The organism is Flavobacterium sp. ACN2, from assembly GCF_002303885.1.
Classification (GTDB): domain Bacteria; phylum Bacteroidota; class Bacteroidia; order Flavobacteriales; family Flavobacteriaceae; genus Flavobacterium.
Genome location: NZ_MRCM01000012.1, coordinates 41,884 through 61,446 on the forward strand (window position 1 = coordinate 41,884; position 19,563 = coordinate 61,446).

10 protein-coding genes are annotated in these 19,563 nt (G+C 36.1%); all 10 read left to right on the top strand.

Annotation, left to right across the window (positions count from 1 at the left end):
* Positions 1 to 6 precede the first annotated feature (6 nt).
* The 10 genes from BSF41_RS15150 (at position 7) to BSF41_RS15195 (ending at position 19,407) form a co-directional block, all read left to right on the top strand.
* A complete protein-coding gene (locus BSF41_RS15150) occupies positions 7 to 1,983 on the top strand; it encodes a RagB/SusD family nutrient uptake outer membrane protein (RefSeq protein WP_095930347.1) in 1,977 nt (658 codons plus the stop codon).
* Between the two features lie 103 nt (positions 1,984 to 2,086).
* The gene (locus BSF41_RS15155) at positions 2,087 to 3,799 is read left to right on the top strand and encodes a polysaccharide lyase (RefSeq protein WP_095930348.1); all 1,713 of its coding nucleotides are present in this window, start codon (positions 2,087 to 2,089) and stop codon (positions 3,797 to 3,799) included.
* A gap of 271 nt (positions 3,800 to 4,070) precedes the next feature.
* Positions 4,071 to 4,739 (top strand): DUF3826 domain-containing protein, encoded by a 669-nt coding sequence (locus BSF41_RS15160; RefSeq protein WP_095930349.1) that lies wholly within the window; start codon positions 4,071 to 4,073, stop codon positions 4,737 to 4,739.
* A gap of 213 nt (positions 4,740 to 4,952) precedes the next feature.
* Positions 4,953 to 6,659 carry a polysaccharide lyase gene (locus BSF41_RS15165; RefSeq protein WP_095930350.1) on the top strand — a complete coding sequence of 569 codons (1,707 nt, stop codon included), beginning with the start codon at positions 4,953 to 4,955 and terminating at the stop codon, positions 6,657 to 6,659.
* A gap of 121 nt (positions 6,660 to 6,780) precedes the next feature.
* Complete coding sequence (locus tag BSF41_RS15170) at positions 6,781 to 9,933, top strand: DUF6298 domain-containing protein (protein WP_216359048.1); 3,153 nt, start codon at positions 6,781 to 6,783, stop codon at positions 9,931 to 9,933.
* Positions 9,934 to 10,198: 265 nt separating this feature from the next.
* Positions 10,199 to 11,602, top strand: a complete 1,404-nt coding sequence (locus BSF41_RS15175) for a glycoside hydrolase family 140 protein (RefSeq protein WP_095930351.1) — start codon at positions 10,199 to 10,201, stop codon at positions 11,600 to 11,602.
* 338 nt (positions 11,603 to 11,940) lie between these two features.
* Positions 11,941 to 13,509 (top strand): glycoside hydrolase family 28 protein, encoded by a 1,569-nt coding sequence (locus BSF41_RS15180; protein ID WP_095930352.1) that lies wholly within the window; start codon positions 11,941 to 11,943, stop codon positions 13,507 to 13,509.
* A gap of 62 nt (positions 13,510 to 13,571) precedes the next feature.
* Complete coding sequence (locus BSF41_RS15185) at positions 13,572 to 14,489, top strand: glycoside hydrolase family 43 protein (RefSeq protein WP_095930353.1); 918 nt, start codon at positions 13,572 to 13,574, stop codon at positions 14,487 to 14,489.
* Positions 14,490 to 14,573: 84 nt separating this feature from the next.
* Positions 14,574 to 16,439: a six-hairpin glycosidase gene (locus BSF41_RS15190; protein WP_095930354.1), complete on the top strand. Its 1,866-nt coding sequence runs from the start codon at positions 14,574 to 14,576 to the stop codon at positions 16,437 to 16,439.
* 256 nt (positions 16,440 to 16,695) lie between these two features.
* A complete protein-coding gene (locus BSF41_RS15195) occupies positions 16,696 to 19,407 on the top strand; it encodes a glycoside hydrolase family 78 protein (RefSeq protein WP_253251841.1) in 2,712 nt (903 codons plus the stop codon).
* The last annotated feature ends 156 nt before the right edge of the window (positions 19,408 to 19,563 follow it).

The window sequence follows — 19,563 nt, forward strand, 5'->3', positions numbered from 1 at the left end:
GAAACTATGAAAACACCATTTAAATATATAACACTATCACTATTGCTTGCTGTAGGTGCTGCTTCTTGTAGTGATGATTTTCTAAAGGATAAGAAAGGTTATGGCTTTTACGATGATACATTCTACCAAACACAAGAGCGTGCACAAGCCTATGTAGACAATCAATATTATGATTTTTATAATGCTTATAAGTCACCAACTGCTACAATTATTGGTTCTTATACAGATGCAAATTCAAGATTGACAGAAGAGTTAGGTGGAACACAAGATTTTATCAATCCAAACAAAACACTTATAAACTCGGCTGATGCAAGTGGTTATTATGGAGCTAAATTAGCAACTAGTATCAATAACCACCCATACAATAGAATTAGAGAATGTAATGCCTTTTTAGAAGACATTGATGTAAAAGGTTCAAATTTGGATAAAACATTCCGTGATCAAGCAAAAGGGCAGATGTATTATATGCGTGCCATGCAGTATTTTGATCTAATGCGTGTTTATGGAGGAGTTCCTATTGTAACAACTGTTCAAGATGCATCGGCTACTGATGCTACAATTCAATTACCTAGAGCAAAAGTTTCTGAAGTTGTAGCGCAAATCGTTAGCGATTTAGATATGGCTGCAAGTTTATTGCCTAGTAACTGGGGAGCTGCTGCTTACGGACGTTTTACTAAAGGAGCAGCAATGGCTCAAAAATCTAGAGTGCTTTTAACATTTGCAAGCCCTATATTTAATAAAAACTGGGACGGTTCAAATGACCGTTGGGAAGCGGCTTTGAAAGCAGGATTGGAAGCAGAAGCTCAATTGACTGCCGATGGTTACGGATTATATGGAAGCACTGCAAAACAATGGGAACAAATGTTCTTGATTGATAACGCTTTCTGTTCAGAAGCAATCACAGTACAACTTTGCGGATTTGGAGTTACTTCTCAAGCAATTAATAACTCTTGGGAAAAAGGAATTCGTTTACTAAGTTTAGGTGGAACAGGTGGAGGAGTTGCTGCTCCAAAAGAAATGATTGATTTGTTCCCGATGGCAAATGGTAGTAGACCAACTGCCGCAAACGGTTACAACGATTTTACTTTCTTCGTAAATAGAGATCCTAGATTTTACAGAACTTTTGCCTTTTCTGGTTCTAAATGGGGAAGCAAAGAAACTCCAAATAGTGTTCTTTGGGCTTACCGTTGGTTAGATGGTTCAAATAAAGCAGGGTTTTCAGATGGGAATACTGCAATATCAAGTCCAGCTTTCGTAAGAAAAATGACAAATACTGCGGCTAGTAAAGAAACAAACTTCCAGTATTCTGGTACAGATATTTTTGAATATCGTTATGCTGAATTATTATTAAACATTGCAGAATGTTATGCTGCTTTAGGTCAAACTAGTAACACTATAGCTTATTTAGGAAGAATTAGAAATCGTGTTGGTATTCCTTCAGCAAACAATTACGGAATTGGAACCCTTTCTGATAAGTATCAAGCAATTGAAGCCGTTTTATATGAGCGTAGAGTAGAATTAGCTTACGAAGGAAAACGTTTCTGGGATGTTCAAAGATGGATGTTATATGATAACGAAGTATTGCCTGGAGTTACAGGAGGTACTGTAAGTAAATTAGGTTTAACACCAATTAACGGAACAAAACGTACTGGTAACTTTTTACAATATAGAGTTTCAACATCTTCAGCAACTACAGACCCTTTGACTAGTGCTCGTGCAAATGTAGTAGCAGATCCAGATGCGGCAAATTTCCAAGCTCAATTAGCAACGTTGGCAACATTTTATAATACAAACTTTATCCGTACAGCATTGGTTACGCCTATGGATAACTTTAATGGAGCTCCGGTTAATATCAAATTCAATCCTAACTATTATATTAATGGTTTAAATACAACGGCTTTAACTGCAAATCCTTGGCTATTACAAACTATTGGTTGGAATGATAACTTTGGTGGACTAGGCACTTTCAATTATCAAGAATAGATTTTTTATTTAAAAAACAGAAATATTACAAAGCTTTTCACCTGTATTCGTCAAAAGATACAGGTGATTTGTTTAAAAAGAATTACCACAACTAGAAATTAACATGAAAAATTCCGCATTATTTATCGCATCATCTCTGCTTTTTTTAGGAAGTGCAAAATGTTTTGCTCAATATCCGAAGATAAGTCCAGAAGTTCAGGCTCAAGAAAAAGCAATTAAAGAAGAAGCTCAAAGACTTTCTGATGAAGCTTGGACAAAAGCTTTAGTTGTTATTGAAGAAGAAGCAAAACAAGGAAAACCATATATACCGTGGGCAGCTAGACCAACTGATTTACCTCAGGCAGAAATTCCTGCTTTCCCAGGTGCTGAAGGTGGTGGAATGTACACTTTTGGAGGTCGTGGCGGAAAAGTGTATACAGTCACAAGTCTAGAAGATCGCGGACCAGGAACTTTACGTGAAGCTTGCGAACAAGGTGGAGCGAGAATCGTGGTATTTAATGTTGCTGGAATTATAAGATTAAAAAGTCCGTTGATTATTCGTGCGCCTTACATAACAATTGCAGGACAAACAGCTCCTGGCGATGGTGTTTGTATCGCTGGAGAATCAACTTGGATTGATACGCATGATGTAATTATCAGACACGTACGTTTCCGTCGTGGAGAAACTTTTGTAGGCCGTCGTGATGATGCAATCGGTGGAAATCCTGTTGGAAACATCATGATCGATCACGTTTCTGCAACTTGGGGATTAGACGAAAATATGTCAATCTACAGACACATGTACAACCCTGGACCAGGTTATCCAGATATTAAAGTTGGAACGGTAAATATTACAATCCAAAATAGTTTATTCGGAGAAGCTTTAGATACTTACAATCACGCTTTCGGAAGTACTCTAGGTGGAGAAAACTGTTCCTTCATGAGAAATATGTGGGCTAACAATGCAGGAAGAAACCCTTCTATCGGTTGGAACGGAATTTTCAACTTCGTAAATAACGTAGTTTTCAACTGGTATAACAGATCTACAGATGGTGGAGATTATACGGCTAATTACAACATCATCAACAACTTCTACAAGCCAGGTCCTGTAACCGATTTGACGCAGCCAATCAGCTATAGAATTTTAAAACCAGAATCTGGAAGAAGTAAATTGCCTTATGTGGTTTTCGGAAGAGCTTACGTAAACGGAAATGTTATTGACGGAAACGAAAAAGTGACTAAAGACAACTGGGATGGTGGAATTCAGTTAGAGAATAAAAAAGGGGAATTAATGACTTACGACGAAGCAAAAGAATATTTTGCTAAAATGAAAGCAGCTAAGCCTTTTCCAATGCCATGGTTTCGTCCATTCATGAAAGCAGACGAAGCATATGAATTTGTTCTTAAAAATGTTGGAGCAACGCTGCCAATTAGAGATAAAGTAGACGAAAGAATCGTAAGAACTGTAAAAACTGGAGTTCCAGAATATGCAAAAGGATTAGAGAAAAAGACTTTCTACCAATTCGAACACAGACGTTTACCGATGGATTCGTATAAAAAAGGTATTATCACTGATATTTCTCAAGTTGGAGGATATCCAGAATACAAAGGAAAACCTTATGTAGATACTGACAAAGACGGAATGCCAGATGCATGGGAGAAAAAATACGGTTTAAATCCGAACGATCCATCTGATGCACAAGGAGATTTAAATGGAGATGGATATACCAATATCGAAGATTACATCAACGGTGTAAATCCTGCGATAAAAGTAGACTGGAAAGATTTGGCTAATAATAAAGAAACATTAGTTAGACCTTTATTAGATTTAAAATAAGGAACAATTTTTGAAAACATTCCTGTTTTAAGAAGTAGGAATGTTTTTAAAAAAGAGCCTGAAAGGCTCAAAGCAATAACATAGGACAACGTCCTATGTGTAAGATAAGCCCTGAAAGGGCGAAAGCATAATGACGTTACTGATAAAGGCTTGCGCCCTTTCAGGGCTATGTCTACATGATTTGTGAATCATAGGATGTTATCCTATGGTGTTGCTTAAAGGCCGTTGGCCTTATGATTGAGTTAAAAAAATAACTAAAAAAAGAAAGACAATGGCACTAAATAAATTAAACGCTGGTTTATTATCGCTGGTTTTTGCATTTTCAAGTTTAAATGCACAACAGCATTTAGATCCTGAATATGTAAAGGTTACCAACGAAAGAGCTGCAAAAATCGTTACCAAATTAGATCTAAAGAACGAAGCAAAAGAAAAAGCAGTTTCAAATATCATAGCACAACAGTTTAGAGATCTAACTGAAATTCAGGACGGAAGAGATGCTGAAATCAAAAAAGTAAAAGAAGATGCTTCTTTAGCAAAAGAAAAGCAAAACGAAAAGATTGATAAACTGAAAGCAAAAGCTGACGAATCAATTGCAAAACTGCATAAATCTTACATCAAAAAATTAAGTAAAGAATTATCAGAAGATAAAATTACTGAAGTTAAAGACGGAATGACTTATGGAGTGCTTCCTATTACAGTTGCAGGTTACAATGATATGCTTCCAAATTTAACAGCAGAACAAAAAGACTATATCTACAAAGCTTTAGTTGAAGCGAGAGAACATGCAATGGATGCAGGTTCATCTAAAGAAAAACACGGCTGGTTTGGTAAATACAAAGGAAGAATCAACAACTATTTATCAAAACAAGGTTACGATCTTAATAAAGAAAGTAAAGATTGGCATGAACGTGTTGAGCAAAGAGAGAAAGCGAAGAATTAGTCTTTAGTAATTAGTGATTAGTTCTTAGTAGCTAGTGGTCATATATTTAGTTATTTAAGAATTATAATAATATTAAAAATGCTAATTGCTAAGAACTAAAAACTCAACACAAAAGCTAATCACTAATTACTAAAAGCTAATTACTAAAAGCTAATTACTAATAGCTAATCACTAAAAAACTAACTACTATTAACTACAACCACACACAATTCAATGCAAAATATTTTCCCAAACCATACTTTAAAGAGAACATTTATGGCGTTGTCATTTTGTTCACTTGTTTCATCGGCGTATGCCCAATATCCTGTAATTCCAAAACCTGTTCAGGAAAAAGCAGATGCTATTTTAGCTGATGAAGAAAAAAGGCTGAGCGAAATCTGGAATGCTAATCTTCATATAATCAAAGAAGAAGCAAAACAAGGAAAACCATATTTGCCTTGGGCTTCGTATCCTAAAGATTTTGTTTTTGCAGATATTCCTGCCTTTCCAGGTGCTGAAGGAGGTGGAGCCTACACACAAGGTGGACGTGGCGGAAAAATATTTGTGGTTACGAGTTTAGAAGACAGCGGAAAAGGAACTTTCCGTGAAGCCTGCGAAGCGGTTGGAGCGAGAACAATTGTTTTCAACGTTTCAGGAATTATTCAATTGAAAAAAAGAATCAGCATGCGTGCGCCTTACGTGACCATTGCTGGGCAAACTGCTCCGGGTGACGGAATTTGTATTGCCGGAGAAACTTTAGAAATCGACACACATGATGTTATCATCAGACACATGCGTTTTAGACGTGGTGCAACCGAAGTAACCAGAAGAGACGATGCTTTGGGCGGAAATCCGATGGGAAATATCATTGTTGATCACTGTTCTGTTAGCTGGGGATTAGACGAAAATATTTCGTTATACAGACATCAGTTTGCAGCTAATGCAAAATCAAAACTAGAAAAATTACCGGCTTGTAATATCACGATTCAAAACACCATTTCATCAGAAGGTTTAGATACGTACAATCACGCTTTCGGAAGTACAATCGGCGGATTAAATAGTACTTTTATGCGCAACTTATGGGCGGATAATATTTCTAGAAATGCTTCTATCGGAATGTATGGCGACTTTAATTTTGTAAATAACGTAGTATTCAATTGGTGGAATCGTACTCTTGATGGAGGTGATTATCGTTCGATGTTAAACATCATCAATAACTATTTTAAACCAGGGCCAATAACGCCGCAAAACGAACCTATTGCTCATAGAATTGTAAAACCGGAATCTGGTTATATTGAGCCAAAACAATATGGAAGAGCTTATGTTTCAGGAAACTTTATTGTTGGTTCTCCTGAAGTTACGGCAGACAACTGGAATGGCGGTGTACAATTGGAAAACCTTCCAGAAGCTGAAACAAAAGAATTTTTAGCAGCTATTAAACAGCCAAAACCTTTTTCAATGCCAAAATTCAATATCATGTCGGCAGAAGAAGCTTACGATTTTGTTTTAACGAATGTTGGAGCGACAATTCCAAAAAGAGATGCGGTTGATGAAAGAATTATCAAACAAGTTAAAACTGGAAAAATCGAAGTAAAAGACGGTTTAGAAAACAATATCGGAAAAGAGTATATCAAAAGAAGATTACCTGCTGACTCTTATAAAAAAGGAATTATAACGCATCCTGACCAAGTGGGCGGATATCCAACTTACAAGGGAAAAGCCTATAAAGATTCAGATAATGACGGAATTCCAGATGCGTGGGAAAAGAAATACAGTTTAAATCCGAATGATGCTTCAGATGCTAACAAAGATGCAAACGGAGACGGATATACGAACATCGAAAAATATTTTAACGGTATCGATCCAAACAGTAAAACAGATTGGACGAAAATCGAAAATAATACGGATACATTAGCGAAGCTGAAATCATTGTTGCAATAAGAGTTAGAAAATAGAGTAAAGAATATAGAAAATAGACATTAGAAAAAATGATTTAGCTTTGAAGAAATCTATATTCTTTACTCTATTTTCTATATTCTAAACATTTCTAAAAAATAATAAGGTGAATTTTATCCAGTTAAAAAATACAATCTCCCTTCAAAAAGATAAAATAGTTTTGTCTGGTTTGGCGATGCTTTTAAGTATAAACATCACAGCCCAAAACAATTTCCCAGATATCATCAAAACCAAAGAAGGAAAGCTTTCTTTTACAACAGATAATCAAGGAAACCAAATCCCAGATTTTTCTTTTGCAGGATATCGAAACTCAGAAGTTGCCATTCCGAATTTGGAGAATAAAATTTTCGTTTCTCAACAAGAAGAAGATGCAACTCAGAAAATCCAAAATGCAATTGATTATGTCAGTGCATTAAAACCAGATAAATCAGGATTTCGCGGAGCAGTTTTGTTAGACAAAGGAACTTTCAAAATCAGCGGAACATTATACATTAGAAAATCGGGAGTAGTTTTAAGAGGAAGTGGCAATGCCGAAAACGGAACTGTACTTTTAGGAACCGGATTAGAAAGAGAAGCTTTAATTAGAATTTTAGGTGTAAACGATAAAGTCTACAAAGATTCATTTGAATTCGCTAACGGATACACACCACTTGGAACTCAGAAAATTCAATTAAAAAATACAGCAAAATTAAAAGTTGGCGATGAAATCGAAATCAGCAAACCTTTAACGGATAATTTCATTAAAGAAGTAAACATGCAGGATTTCGGTGGAGAAACTTCTTGGATTGGATGGAAAAAAGGCGATTGGATAACAACTTGGAATCGTGTCGTAACCAAAATTAACGGAAACGAAGTAACTGTAAATGCACCAATCACTATGTCTTTGGATGATGTTTTAGGAACTTCAAAAGTAACCGTATATTCTTGGCAAGGAAGAATTGAAAATACAGGAATCGAAAATATCTTAATAAAATCAACATACAATTCTTCAAACTTAAAAGACGAAGAGCACAGATGGCAGGCCATCAGCATTGAAAATACCAGAAATGCTTGGGTTAAACAAGTTAATTTCAAACACTTTGCAGGCGGAGCCGTTACGGTTTTAAAAACAAGTCAGCAAATTACGGTTGAAGATTGTATTGCGACAGAACCAATTTCAGAAATCGCTTCATTTAGAAGACATACTTTTTACACAGAAGGCCAGCAAACACTTTTCCAACGCTGTTATTCAGAATTTGGATATCATGATTTCGCTGTGGGCGGATTCGGAACAACTGGACCAAATGCGTTTGTACAATGCGAATCACATTTGCCATTCGAAAACAGCGGCACAATAGGAAGCTGGGCAACAGGAGTTTTATTTGACATTGCCAATATCGACGGAAAAGCACTAAGTTATAATAACAGAGAACAAGGCGGAAGAGGAGCAGGATGGACAGCTGCGAATTCTGTAATCTGGGAATCATCGGCATCAAAAGTAGAATGTTATAGTCCGCCAACAGCACAAAACTGGGCTTTTGGAGTTTGGGGACAATTTGGAGGAAACGGACATTGGAAAAATGTAAATGAACATATCAGTCCAAGAAGTTTATTCTACACACAACTAGAAGCCAGATTAGGAAAACTTCCAGTTCAACCTTTTATCTATGATTTAGGTTCAGAAGCTTCTTCAAGTCCTAGTGTAGAAGTTGCTGCAGAATTGACTAAAAATTCAGCAACAACAGCAAAAAGCTTGCAGGAATGGATTGCAGAAGCTTCAAAAGCAAATCAGATTAACACTGACAGTAAAGGTTTAAAAAATGCAAATGATTTAAAAGTTGCTTCAAATAAAACAGAAAAATCAACTTCTAAAGTAACTACAGAAAATGGCTGGTTAATTTTTGAAGGAAAAGTAATTGCAGGAAAACAAACCAACGTTGCTTGGTGGAGAGGCGATTTAACCGATGATTTCGTAAACAAATCTACACCGCATATCACGCGTTTTGTTCCTGGAAGAACAGGAAACGGATTGACGGATAAAATTCAGGAAACTGTAGACTATTTAACTAAAAACAATATCGTTTTCTTAGAACACAATTACGGTTTATGGTACGACAGAAGAATGGACGATCACGAGCGCGTACGTCGAATTGATGACGATGTTTGGCCTCCGTTTTACGAACAGCCTTTTGCCAGAAGCGGAAAAGATTTCGCTTGGGATCATTTAAGTAAATACGATTTAACAAAATTCAATGATTGGTATTGGAGCCGTTTAGCGCAGTTTGCAACGCTGGCAGAACCAAACGGACAATTGTTAATCAATCAGCAATATTTTCAGCACAATATTTTAGAAGCCGGAGCGCATTGGGCAAGTTCACCTTGGCGTTCAGCAAACAATATCAACAATACAGGATTCCCAGAGCCACCGCCTTACGCAGGAGATAAACGTATATTTATGGCGGAGCAATTTTATGATATTACCAATGCGCAAAGAAGAAAATTACACGAAGGTTTCATTAGAAAATCATTTGAAAATTTTCAGGAAAACAGCAACGTAATTCAGTTGACAAGCGCCGAATATACAGGTCCGTTACATTTTATGGAATTCTGGTTAGACCAAGCCCAAAAATGGAAAGACGAAACTGGTAAAAAAGGATTAATTGGTTTAAGTGCAACCAAAGATGTTCAGGATGCTATTTTAAATGATGCTAAAAGAAATAAAACTGTAGATGTAATCGACATTCGTTATTGGTATTACAAAGAAGACGGATCAGCTTATGCACCGCAAGGAGGCGTTAATTTAGCACCAAGACAGCACGCCAGAAAACTAAAAACCGGAAAAGAGACCGATAATCAAGTATATCGCGCCGTTCATGAATACCGAGAAAAATATCCAGAAAAAGTCATTTTATATTCAACAGATGGTTCTTCAAGATTTGGATGGCCGGCTTTAATGGCTGGAGCTTCAATGCCAAACATTCCAAAAATTGAACTGCCACAGTTTTATATCGCTTTAAGCGAAATGAAATTAGTTGAAGGAAATTCGTTTTCAGATAATCTCTGGAAACTCGAAAACAAAGGAAAAAGCTATCTTTTTTACCTAAAAACCGATCAAGATATCACAATCGATTTATCAAACGAAAAAGGAACATTTGAAGTATTTGCCATCAATGCAACAACAGGAAATATAACGAAAAAAGCAAATATCAGCGGAGGAAAACAAGTAACAATTCCACAAGCTGAAATAAATGAAAAAGTGCTTTTTGTAGTGAAAAAATAAAAGAAGGGTTTGCCACGAATTAGCACGAATTTAATTTTGAATTAAATCTGCTCAATCTGAAAGATCTGCGAGAGTAAATTTTTCACGCAGATTTAAAAAAGATAAAAGCAGATTCAACAGATTTTTAAATTTTGATCTGCGTAGATCAGCCAAAATCTGAGAAATCTGCGTGTAACAATAAACACAAGCAGAATAAAAATTAGTGAAAATTCGTGTAATTCGTGGCAAACAAACCTAAAAAACATAAATTCAAAAACAAACCAAAATGAATCTGAAAATTAAATCTTTATACGCTCTTTGTATAAGCTTTATGTTAACAGCACAAAGCGGATTTTCGCAATCTGCAAAAACAAAAGCATCTCTGCCTGAAATCAAAGTATCTAAAAATCAGCATTATTTTGTTACCGAAAACGAAAAACCCTTTTTCTGGCTGGGCGATACAGGCTGGTTGGCATTTGGAAAACTGGACAGAGCGGGAGTAGAGAAATATTTTAAAGACAGAAAAGATAAAGGATTTAATGTCGTTCAGGTAATGGTGTTGCACAATATAAATGCGGTTAACGTTTATGGCGATGCTGCTTTAATCAACGAAGACGTTTCAAAACCCTTAATTACGGCAGGAAATGATTTTAAAGATGAGAAGCAATACGATTACTGGGATCATGTAGATTACACATTAGACGTGGCTCAGAAAAACGGAATTTATCTAGCAATGGTTCCAGTTTGGGGAACCAACGTTTCAAAAGGAAATAAAGTAAGCAAAGAGCAGGCAATTGAATATGCTAAGTTCTTAGCTAACCGATATAAAAACAGAACCAATATAATTTGGTTAAACGGAGGAGATACTCATGGAAATGAATTTCAAGATATCTGGAATGCCATCGGAAATACTTTAAAAACCAACAATCCAAAGCAATTAGTGACTTTTCATCCGTTTGGAAGAACCGATTCTTCAGAGAATTTCCATAACGAAAAATGGCTGGATTTCAATATGTTCCAATCCGGACACAGAAGATACGATCAGGATTCATCAAAAACGAATTTCAAAGAAGACAATTACAAATTTGTTTTAAGAGATTTCGAATTAAAACCAACAAAACCAACACTTGACGGAGAACCATCGTACGAAGGAATTCCACACGGTTTGCACGATACTCTACAGCCAAAATGGACAGCCAGCGATGTACGTCGTTACGGATATTGGTCGGTTTTATCAGGCGGTGCAGGTTACACATATGGACACAACGCTGTAATGCAAATGTTTAGAAAAGGCGACAAACCAGCGTACGGAAACAAAGAATTATGGACGTCAGCGATTAATGCGCCTGGAGCAAAGCAGATGGTTTATATTAAGAAATTAATGGAAGAAGTGCCATTTTTAGAAGGAGCTCCGGATATTTCATTAGTGGTTAACCAAGGAGAAAAATACGATTATATTCCAGCGATAAAAGGAGAAAAATACGCTTTATTATACACTTATAACGGAAGAATAATAGAAGTAAAACTAGGAAAAATTTCTGGAGATAAATTCGAAGCAACTTGGTACAATCCAAGAAATGGAAAGAAAACTAAAATCGGAACATTTGATAACAAAGGAACTCAAAACTTTCAACCAGAAGGTAAAAAAGAAGATGGCAATGACTGGGTTTTGATTTTGAAGTCTATTTAAGTGATTAGTGAAAAGTAAAAAGTAATTAGTGAAATGTAATTCGTGAATGAGTAATCACGAATTGTCCACAATCTTGTCATCCTGACGAAGGAAGGATCACACACGAAGCTCGTCAAAGATTGGCGAATTACTTTACGGAATTCCTAGTGAGATTCCTCGTTCCTCGGAATGACAAAAAATGCGAATAATATAATACTCTCGCAGATTTGCTTCGCCTGTTCGCTGTCGCTCGGGTTACAGATCAAGCAGATAAAAATCTTTTTAATCTGTTAAATCAGTGGCAAACAAAAAATCTGCACAATCTGCCAAATCTGCGAGAGAACAAAAAAAAATAAATTATGAAAAACATACTAATAATACTCTTCTTCATCACCGGACTAAACACCACTTTCGCTAACGACGGCTGGTTAAACATCTTAAATGAAGGCGGAAACAACAAAGGAATAAAATGCACACAAGCCATTCAGAATGCAATTGAAAAAGCATCTAAAAATGGTGGAGGAACGATCTTTTTTCCTGCTGGAGAATATTTAACAGGAGCTCTAACATTAAGAAGCAATATTACAATTCACTTAGATTCAGGAGCACTTTTAAAGTTTTCAGAGAACTTCGATGATTTCCTTCCTTATGTAGAAATGCGTTACGAAGGAATTGTAATGAAAAGCTTCCAACCTTTATTTTACGCAAAAGATGTTCAAAATATCACCATTACAGGAAGAGGCGTAATAGACGGACAAGGAAAAGCATGGTGGAATGAAGTGTACCGAATCGAAACGGCTAAAGAACCACTTCCTCCAACCAAATACCAAACTATGTGGGAAGAGCAAAACAAAGGCCTTTACACAGAACCTTACTACAAGAGAACGGTTGACAAGAAATTTTTTAGACCTTCTTTTTTTCAGGCTTATAATTGTAAAAACATTTTAATCGAAGGTGTTACATTTCAAAATTCACCTTTCTGGACGATTAATCCTGAATTCTGTGATAATGTAACCGTAACGGGAATTTCGATTTTTAATCCGCATTCACCAAATACAGACGGAATCAATCCTTCTTCTTGCACGAATGTTCATATTTCAAACTGTCACATCAGTGTTGGAGACGATTGTATCACGATCAAATCAGGAAGAGATGGCGACGGACGTAAATACGGAAAAGCAACAGAAAACGTAACCATTACAAACTGTACCATGTTAAGCGGTCACGGTGGAGTGGTTATTGGAAGTGAAATGTCGGGTGGAATCAAAAAGATCACGATTTCAAATTGTGTTTTTGATGGAACAGATCGTGGAATCCGTATTAAGTCAGCTCGCGGAAGAGGGGGTGTTGTAGAAGATATTCGTGTCGATAATATCGTCATGAAAAATATCAAAGAAGAAGCGATCGTTTTGAGCCTTTTCTACGATAAAGGAACTCAGGTTGAACCTGTAACCGAAAAAACACCGATTTTCAGAAACATTCACATGAGCAATATTACGGCTTCAAACGTAAACAAAGCGGGACAGATTCTGGGAATTACCGAAATGCCAATTCAAAACATCACTTTCTCAAACATCAATATGGATGGAAAAGAAGGTTTTACCGTGAGCACGGCAACAGATGTTGAATTTCACGATGTAAAAGTAAATGCAACCGTTGGTTCGTCTTTCAAAATATCAGATTCAAAAAACATCATTTTAGACAATGTTGGATCTTCAACAGCAATAAAAGGAGTTCCTGTTATCAAATTAGATAATGTTTCAAATGTGCTGATCAACAATAATTTTCCATTCAACCCAACCGATATTTTTATCGAAGCGGATGGAAAAGACACTAAAAACATTTTCCTGAAAAATAATGTTTTAAATAACGTTACAACGAAAATCAAAAAAGGCGCTTCTTTAGATAAAAAAGCAATTACAGAATAATAAATCGGTGAGCCAACTTTGTCAAAGTTTCAAACTTTGACAAAGTTTAAACGGAACATAACATGAAAAAAATATTCATCATAGTAACCCTTTCACTTTTTGCAATTAGTTATTCGCAGAAAAAGAAAGATTTATATCTTTTTACGTCGTTTAGAGAACCCGCAACAGAAGGTTTATATTTGGCCTATAGCGAAGACGGTTACAATTGGAAAGGACTAGAAGGATCATTTTTAAAACCCGAAATCGGAGCCAGTAAAATCATGCGTGATCCGTCAATAACAAAAGGAGGCGATGGAACGTATCACATGGTTTGGACAACAGATTGGAAAGGTGGAAACGGTTTCGGTTACTCAAGCTCAAAAGACCTAATTCATTGGTCGAAACAACAATATATTCCAGTAATGAAAAACGAACCAGAAGTAGTAAATGTTTGGGCACCTGAGATTTTTTATGATGATGTCAGAAAAGAATACATAATTATCTGGGCATCAACAATTCCATTTAGATATCCAAAAGGAGTAGAAGAGGAGAAAAATAACCACAGAATGTATTACGTAACGACAAAAGATTTTAAAACTTTTTCGGATACAAAATTATATTACGATCCAGGTTTCAGCGTAATTGACTGTGTGATTGTCAAAAAAGGAAAAAAAGATTATGTTTTGGTTTTGAAAGACAATACAAGACCAATGCGAAACATAAAAGTAGCTTTCGGGAAATCGCCTTTAGGTCCGTTTGAAAAGAGTTCTGAACCGTTGACAGAATATTTATCAGAAGGTCCGACAGTAGTGAAAGTTGGTAAAAACTGGTTGTTATATTATGACAATTATGGTTCAAAAAATTATAAAGCGTTAAGCACAACAGATTTTGTTCATTTTGAAGATGTATCCTCCAAAATAAGCCTTCCCGAAGGACACAAACACGGAACGATTACAACAATCTCTGCGGACGTTTTAAAAAGACTAATTGAAAGAAAATAAAATCCGCCAAATCTGCTAAATCTGCGAGAATAAAAATTTCTCCCGCAGATTTAGCAGATCAAGCAGATAAAAATATAAATTATAATGATTACTTTCCAAAACATAAGAACCAACATCATTACAACAGCCACAATCCTTTTGGCTTGCACGGCTGTAAATGCACAGAACGACACAGTTCGTTATGTTGGCAAAACACTGTCAAACATCGATTACCATCACGGACAGTTAAGTCCAGCCGTTGGAGTTCACGCCACACAAATCATGCGTGCAAGCCGTGAACATCCTGAAAAAGCAGATGGTTTTGGATGGACATACAACCACCAGCCGATGATGGCGTATTGGAATAATACCTTTTACCTTCACTACTTAAGCGATCCTTCGGGTGAACATATTCCGCCAAGCCAAACTTTATTAATGACTTCTAAAGACGGAGTAACGTGGACAAAACCAGAAGTGATTTTCCCGATTTACCGTATTCCTGACGGATGGAAAAAGGAAGGCGTTGAAGGCGTTGCCAAAAATCTGGATGCGATCATGCATCAAAGGATGGGCTTTTATACGTCAAAAGACAAACGACTTTTTGCTTTGGCATATTACGGAATCGCAATGGATGAAAAAGACGATCCAAACGACGGAAAAGGAATTGGACGTGTAATTCGTGAAATCAAGAAAGACGGAAGTTTTGGCGAAATTTATTTCATCAGATATAATAAAACTTGGGACAAATCGAAATCGAAATTTCCATTTTACACCGCATCAAAAGACAAGGGTTTGAAAAAAGCCTGCGAAGAAATTTTATCAAAACCTTTGGTTTTACAGCAATGGGTTGAAGAAGCCGATCGTGACGATGAATTGATTCCGTTACAGAAACCATACAAAGCATTTAGTTATTACCATTTGCCAAACGGAAATGTAGTGGGTTTATGGAAACATGCTTTAACTTCAATCAGTAGAGACGGAGGAAAATCTTGGGATTATATGCCATTACGTGCGCCAGGATTTGTAAACAGCAATGCTAAAATCTGGGGACAAAAAACTTCAGACAATCGTTATGCGACACTTTATAATCCGTCAGAATATCGCTGGCCATTGGCGATTTCGACAAGTGACGACGGATTGAATTATAAAGATCTATTATTGGTTCATGGCGAAGTAAGTCCAATGCGCTACGGCGGAAACTACAAATCGGCAGGTCCGCAATACGTTCGTGGAATCACAGAAAAGAATGGAACTCCGCCAGACGGAAAAATTTGGGTTGGTTATAGTGTAAATAAAGAAGATATTTGGGTGGCATCGATTCCTGTTCCTGTAACTTCAGAGGTTAAAGAACAAGCAAATGATGTTTTCAATGCACTTCCAGATGGAGAAGAATTGAAATTATGGAATACGTACGATCTTTCGTGGGCATCAACAAAAATCGAAAAGAAAGCCGATGGTAAAAAATGGCTGACGCTAAGAGATCAGGATTATTTTGATTATGCCCGTGCCGAAAGAGTAATTCCATTTACAGCAAAATTAGAAGCTGTTTTCACTGTAAAACCGGAACAGAATAATCATGGTTTATTGCAGATTGAATTTCAAAATAAACAAGGTTTGCCATCTGTAAGATTGATTTTTGATTCGGATGGAGAATTAAAGGTAAAAAATGGTGCGCGTTTGAGTTCGGTTACAAAATACGAAGCAAACAAAGCATATACAATCACAGTTAAATTAGATGCTAAAAACCGTCAGTACACTATAAAAGTAAACGATGGAAAAGAATCAACAAAGATATTTTATGCGCCAACAGACGGTTTCGAGCGAATTATGTTCCGCACAGGAGAGCAAAGACACACGCCAAATCCAGACACAGCGCCAGACACAGACGATTATGATGATCTGCCTCAAACGGGAAAATTAATCCCAGAAGCAGTATTCAATATCGAATCTTTGATTACTAAAAAGTTGTAATTATTTCACCATTAAGAGATTAAGTAAATTAAGCTGAATGTTTAGTTTGACTTATTTGAGGTCATAAAGTTTTCATATCGAAAGATTAAGTAACGGAAGACTTAATGAACTAAATTAAGGCTTAGATTTTCGACATAGTGAGCTTAATTTACTTAATATCTTAATGGTTAAATTAAAAATTTATAAAGTGAATATTTCAAAATCCATATTAACCTTCATTTTTGTTTTTTTCTTTTTCATTTCAAATGGACAAATTTTGCCTGTACGTTTAACAACAGAAATGGCTGAAAACCCATTAGCTGTAGTTCAGAATCGGCCGAAATTAAGCTGGCAATTGATTTCAAAAGAATCCGATGCATCACAAGTCGCTTATTTAATTTTAGTAGCTTCATCAGAAGAAAAATTAAATAATGACGATGGCGATATATGGAACAGTGGAAGAGTAAATACAGATAAAAATCTCCATATTGTTTACAACGGAAATCCATTAAAAAATGAAACCAAATATTTCTGGAAAGTGAAAGTTTGGAATCAGTCAGGGAAAGTTTCAAAATGGAGTAGAACAGCTTCATTCATAACCGCTCCATTAGAATCAGATTTAAATCCGACTTGGATTGGGGCGATTACAAAAGCCGACAGCCATTTGCCAGAAGGAAGAAATTATCACACAGCCACTTTCAACAGAGAAAAAAAGAACTCGTTTATCAACGCTTCCGATTCTTTGTCAAGAAGAAGTATTATGTTGCGTAAACCTTTCGAAGTTGAAAAAGCAGTCAAAGAAGCTGTCGTTTATATTTCAGGTTTAGGACATTACGAATTGACTATCAATGGTAAAAAAGTGGGTAACAGCCAATTTGCGCCTTTGTGGACAGATTATGATAAAACGGTTAATTACAATGTTTATGAGTTAAGCGCAAAAGAATTTCAAAAAGGCGATAACGTAATTGGTGTTTTGTTAGGAAACGGAATGTACAATACGCTTGCCGAAAGGTATACTAAATTCTTCGTAAGTTTTGGCCCGCCGACTTTATTCTTTAAAATGAAAATCAAGTATAATGACGGTTCAGAAGAAATTATAAAATCAGATAGAACTTGGAAATATAGCAAAAGTGCAATCACATATAATAGTATTTTTGGTGGAGAAGATTACAATGCCAATTTAGAGCAGAAAGACTGGAATAGAAAGGGGTTCAAAGATAGAGATTGGAAAAAAGTAGTCATTCAGGAAGCTCCAAAAGGCGTTTTAAGACCGCAGACTGCATCGCCGGTTACGATTCAGAAACAATACGAAGTTAAAACCGTAAAAGAACTGAAACCGAATTTCTATGTTTTTGATATGGGACAGAATCTTTCAGGATTTCCAACGATCAAAGTAAAAGGAAAAAAGGGTCAGACAATCCGTGTTTGGGTTGCTGAAGGTTTAAATGAAGAAGGCACAATTGCTCAGGGAAGATCTGGAAAACCATATTATTACGATTACACACTAAAAGGTGATGGAATAGAAGAATGGACGCCAAAATTCAGTTTCTATGGTTATCAGTATGTTCAAATTGAAAACATAAATTACAAAGAAGATAAGAATAAAGAGTTTCCAACTTTAGTTGAACTAAAATCGAATTTCATTTATAATTCGGCAGGAGAAGCGGGTAGTTTCTCATGTTCGAACGAGATTTTCAATAAAACGCATGAACTGATAAACAACTCCATAAAAAGTAATTTTCAAAGTGTTTTTACCGATTGCCCGCAACGTGAAAAATTAGGTTGGCTGGAAGAAATTCAGTTGAACGGCCCGGGTTTAATGTTCAATTATAACCTTCAGACTTTCCTTCCTGCAACGATGCAGAACATTTCTGATTCACAGCGTGATAACGGTTTAATTCCGACAATAGTTCCAGAATATGTAATTTTTGGAGGCGATTTTACCGATTCTCCGGAATGGGGTGTTACAGGCGTGATTTTGCCTTGGATGTATTATGAATATTATGGAGATGCTTCATTATTAGAGAAATATTTTCCTGTAATGAAAAACTATGTGGATTATTTGGGAACGAAAGCAACAAAAAATATTGTTTCACACGGATTGGGCGATTGGTACGATTACGGAACACACCCAGCAGGATATTCAAAAAATAGTCCGATTGCGCTTTCTGCTACTTCTCATTACTATTATGGAGCTTATTTAGTAGCAAAAGCATCAAAATTATTAGGAAAAACTGAAGATTTTGAGAAATACAATACGTTGGCTTCAGAAATTAAAACCGCTTTCAACAAGGAATTTTTCAACGAAGAGACCAAACAATACGGAACAAGCAGTCAGTTTAGCAACTCGGTGCCAATTTTTATGGATATTGTAGAACCTCAGTATAAAGAAGCTGTAATGCAGAATTTATTAGCTGATATTAAAGAAAATGGAGATCGTTTGACCACGGGAGATGTTGGAAATCGTTATTTATTCCAAACTTTGGCAAGAAACGGCGAAAACGAAACCATGTACAGAATGCACAATCATTATGATGCGCCAGGTTATGGTTTTCAGATTAAATTTGGCTTGACCACTTTAACGGAACAATGGGATCCGAGAAAAGGAAATTCGTGGAATCATTTTATGTTAGGGCAAATTGAAGAATGGTTTTATCAAAGTTTAGCCGGAATTATGTCCGATCCTGAGAAACCTGGATTCAAGCATTTCTTTATTCAGCCAGAAGTTGTTGGCGATATGACTTTCGCGAAAGCAGATTATCAATCGGTTTACGGAAAAATTGCTTCTTCTTGGGAAAAGAAAGATGGTAAATTTATTTTGGCAGTTCAAATTCCAGTAAATACATCAGCGACAGTAAAATTACCAGTTGCTAAAAATTCAGAGATAAAAATTGATAATAAAAAGGTTAGGGTAGGTTTTGATGAAAAAGCTCAAAAGCCTGTTTTGGAATTAGGATCAGGAATTTATACAATCGAATGTAAATTGTAAAATGTAAAAAGTAATTTGTAAAAATGTTTAATCACTTTTTCCACAAAAAGAAAAATTAATTGCGTCCTGTTTTAGCTGAACGTTCAAAATAAGACAAGTCAATAGGCTTTAGCCAAATAAATAATTTCGGTAAAGCCCATTTTAAAAATCAATTTG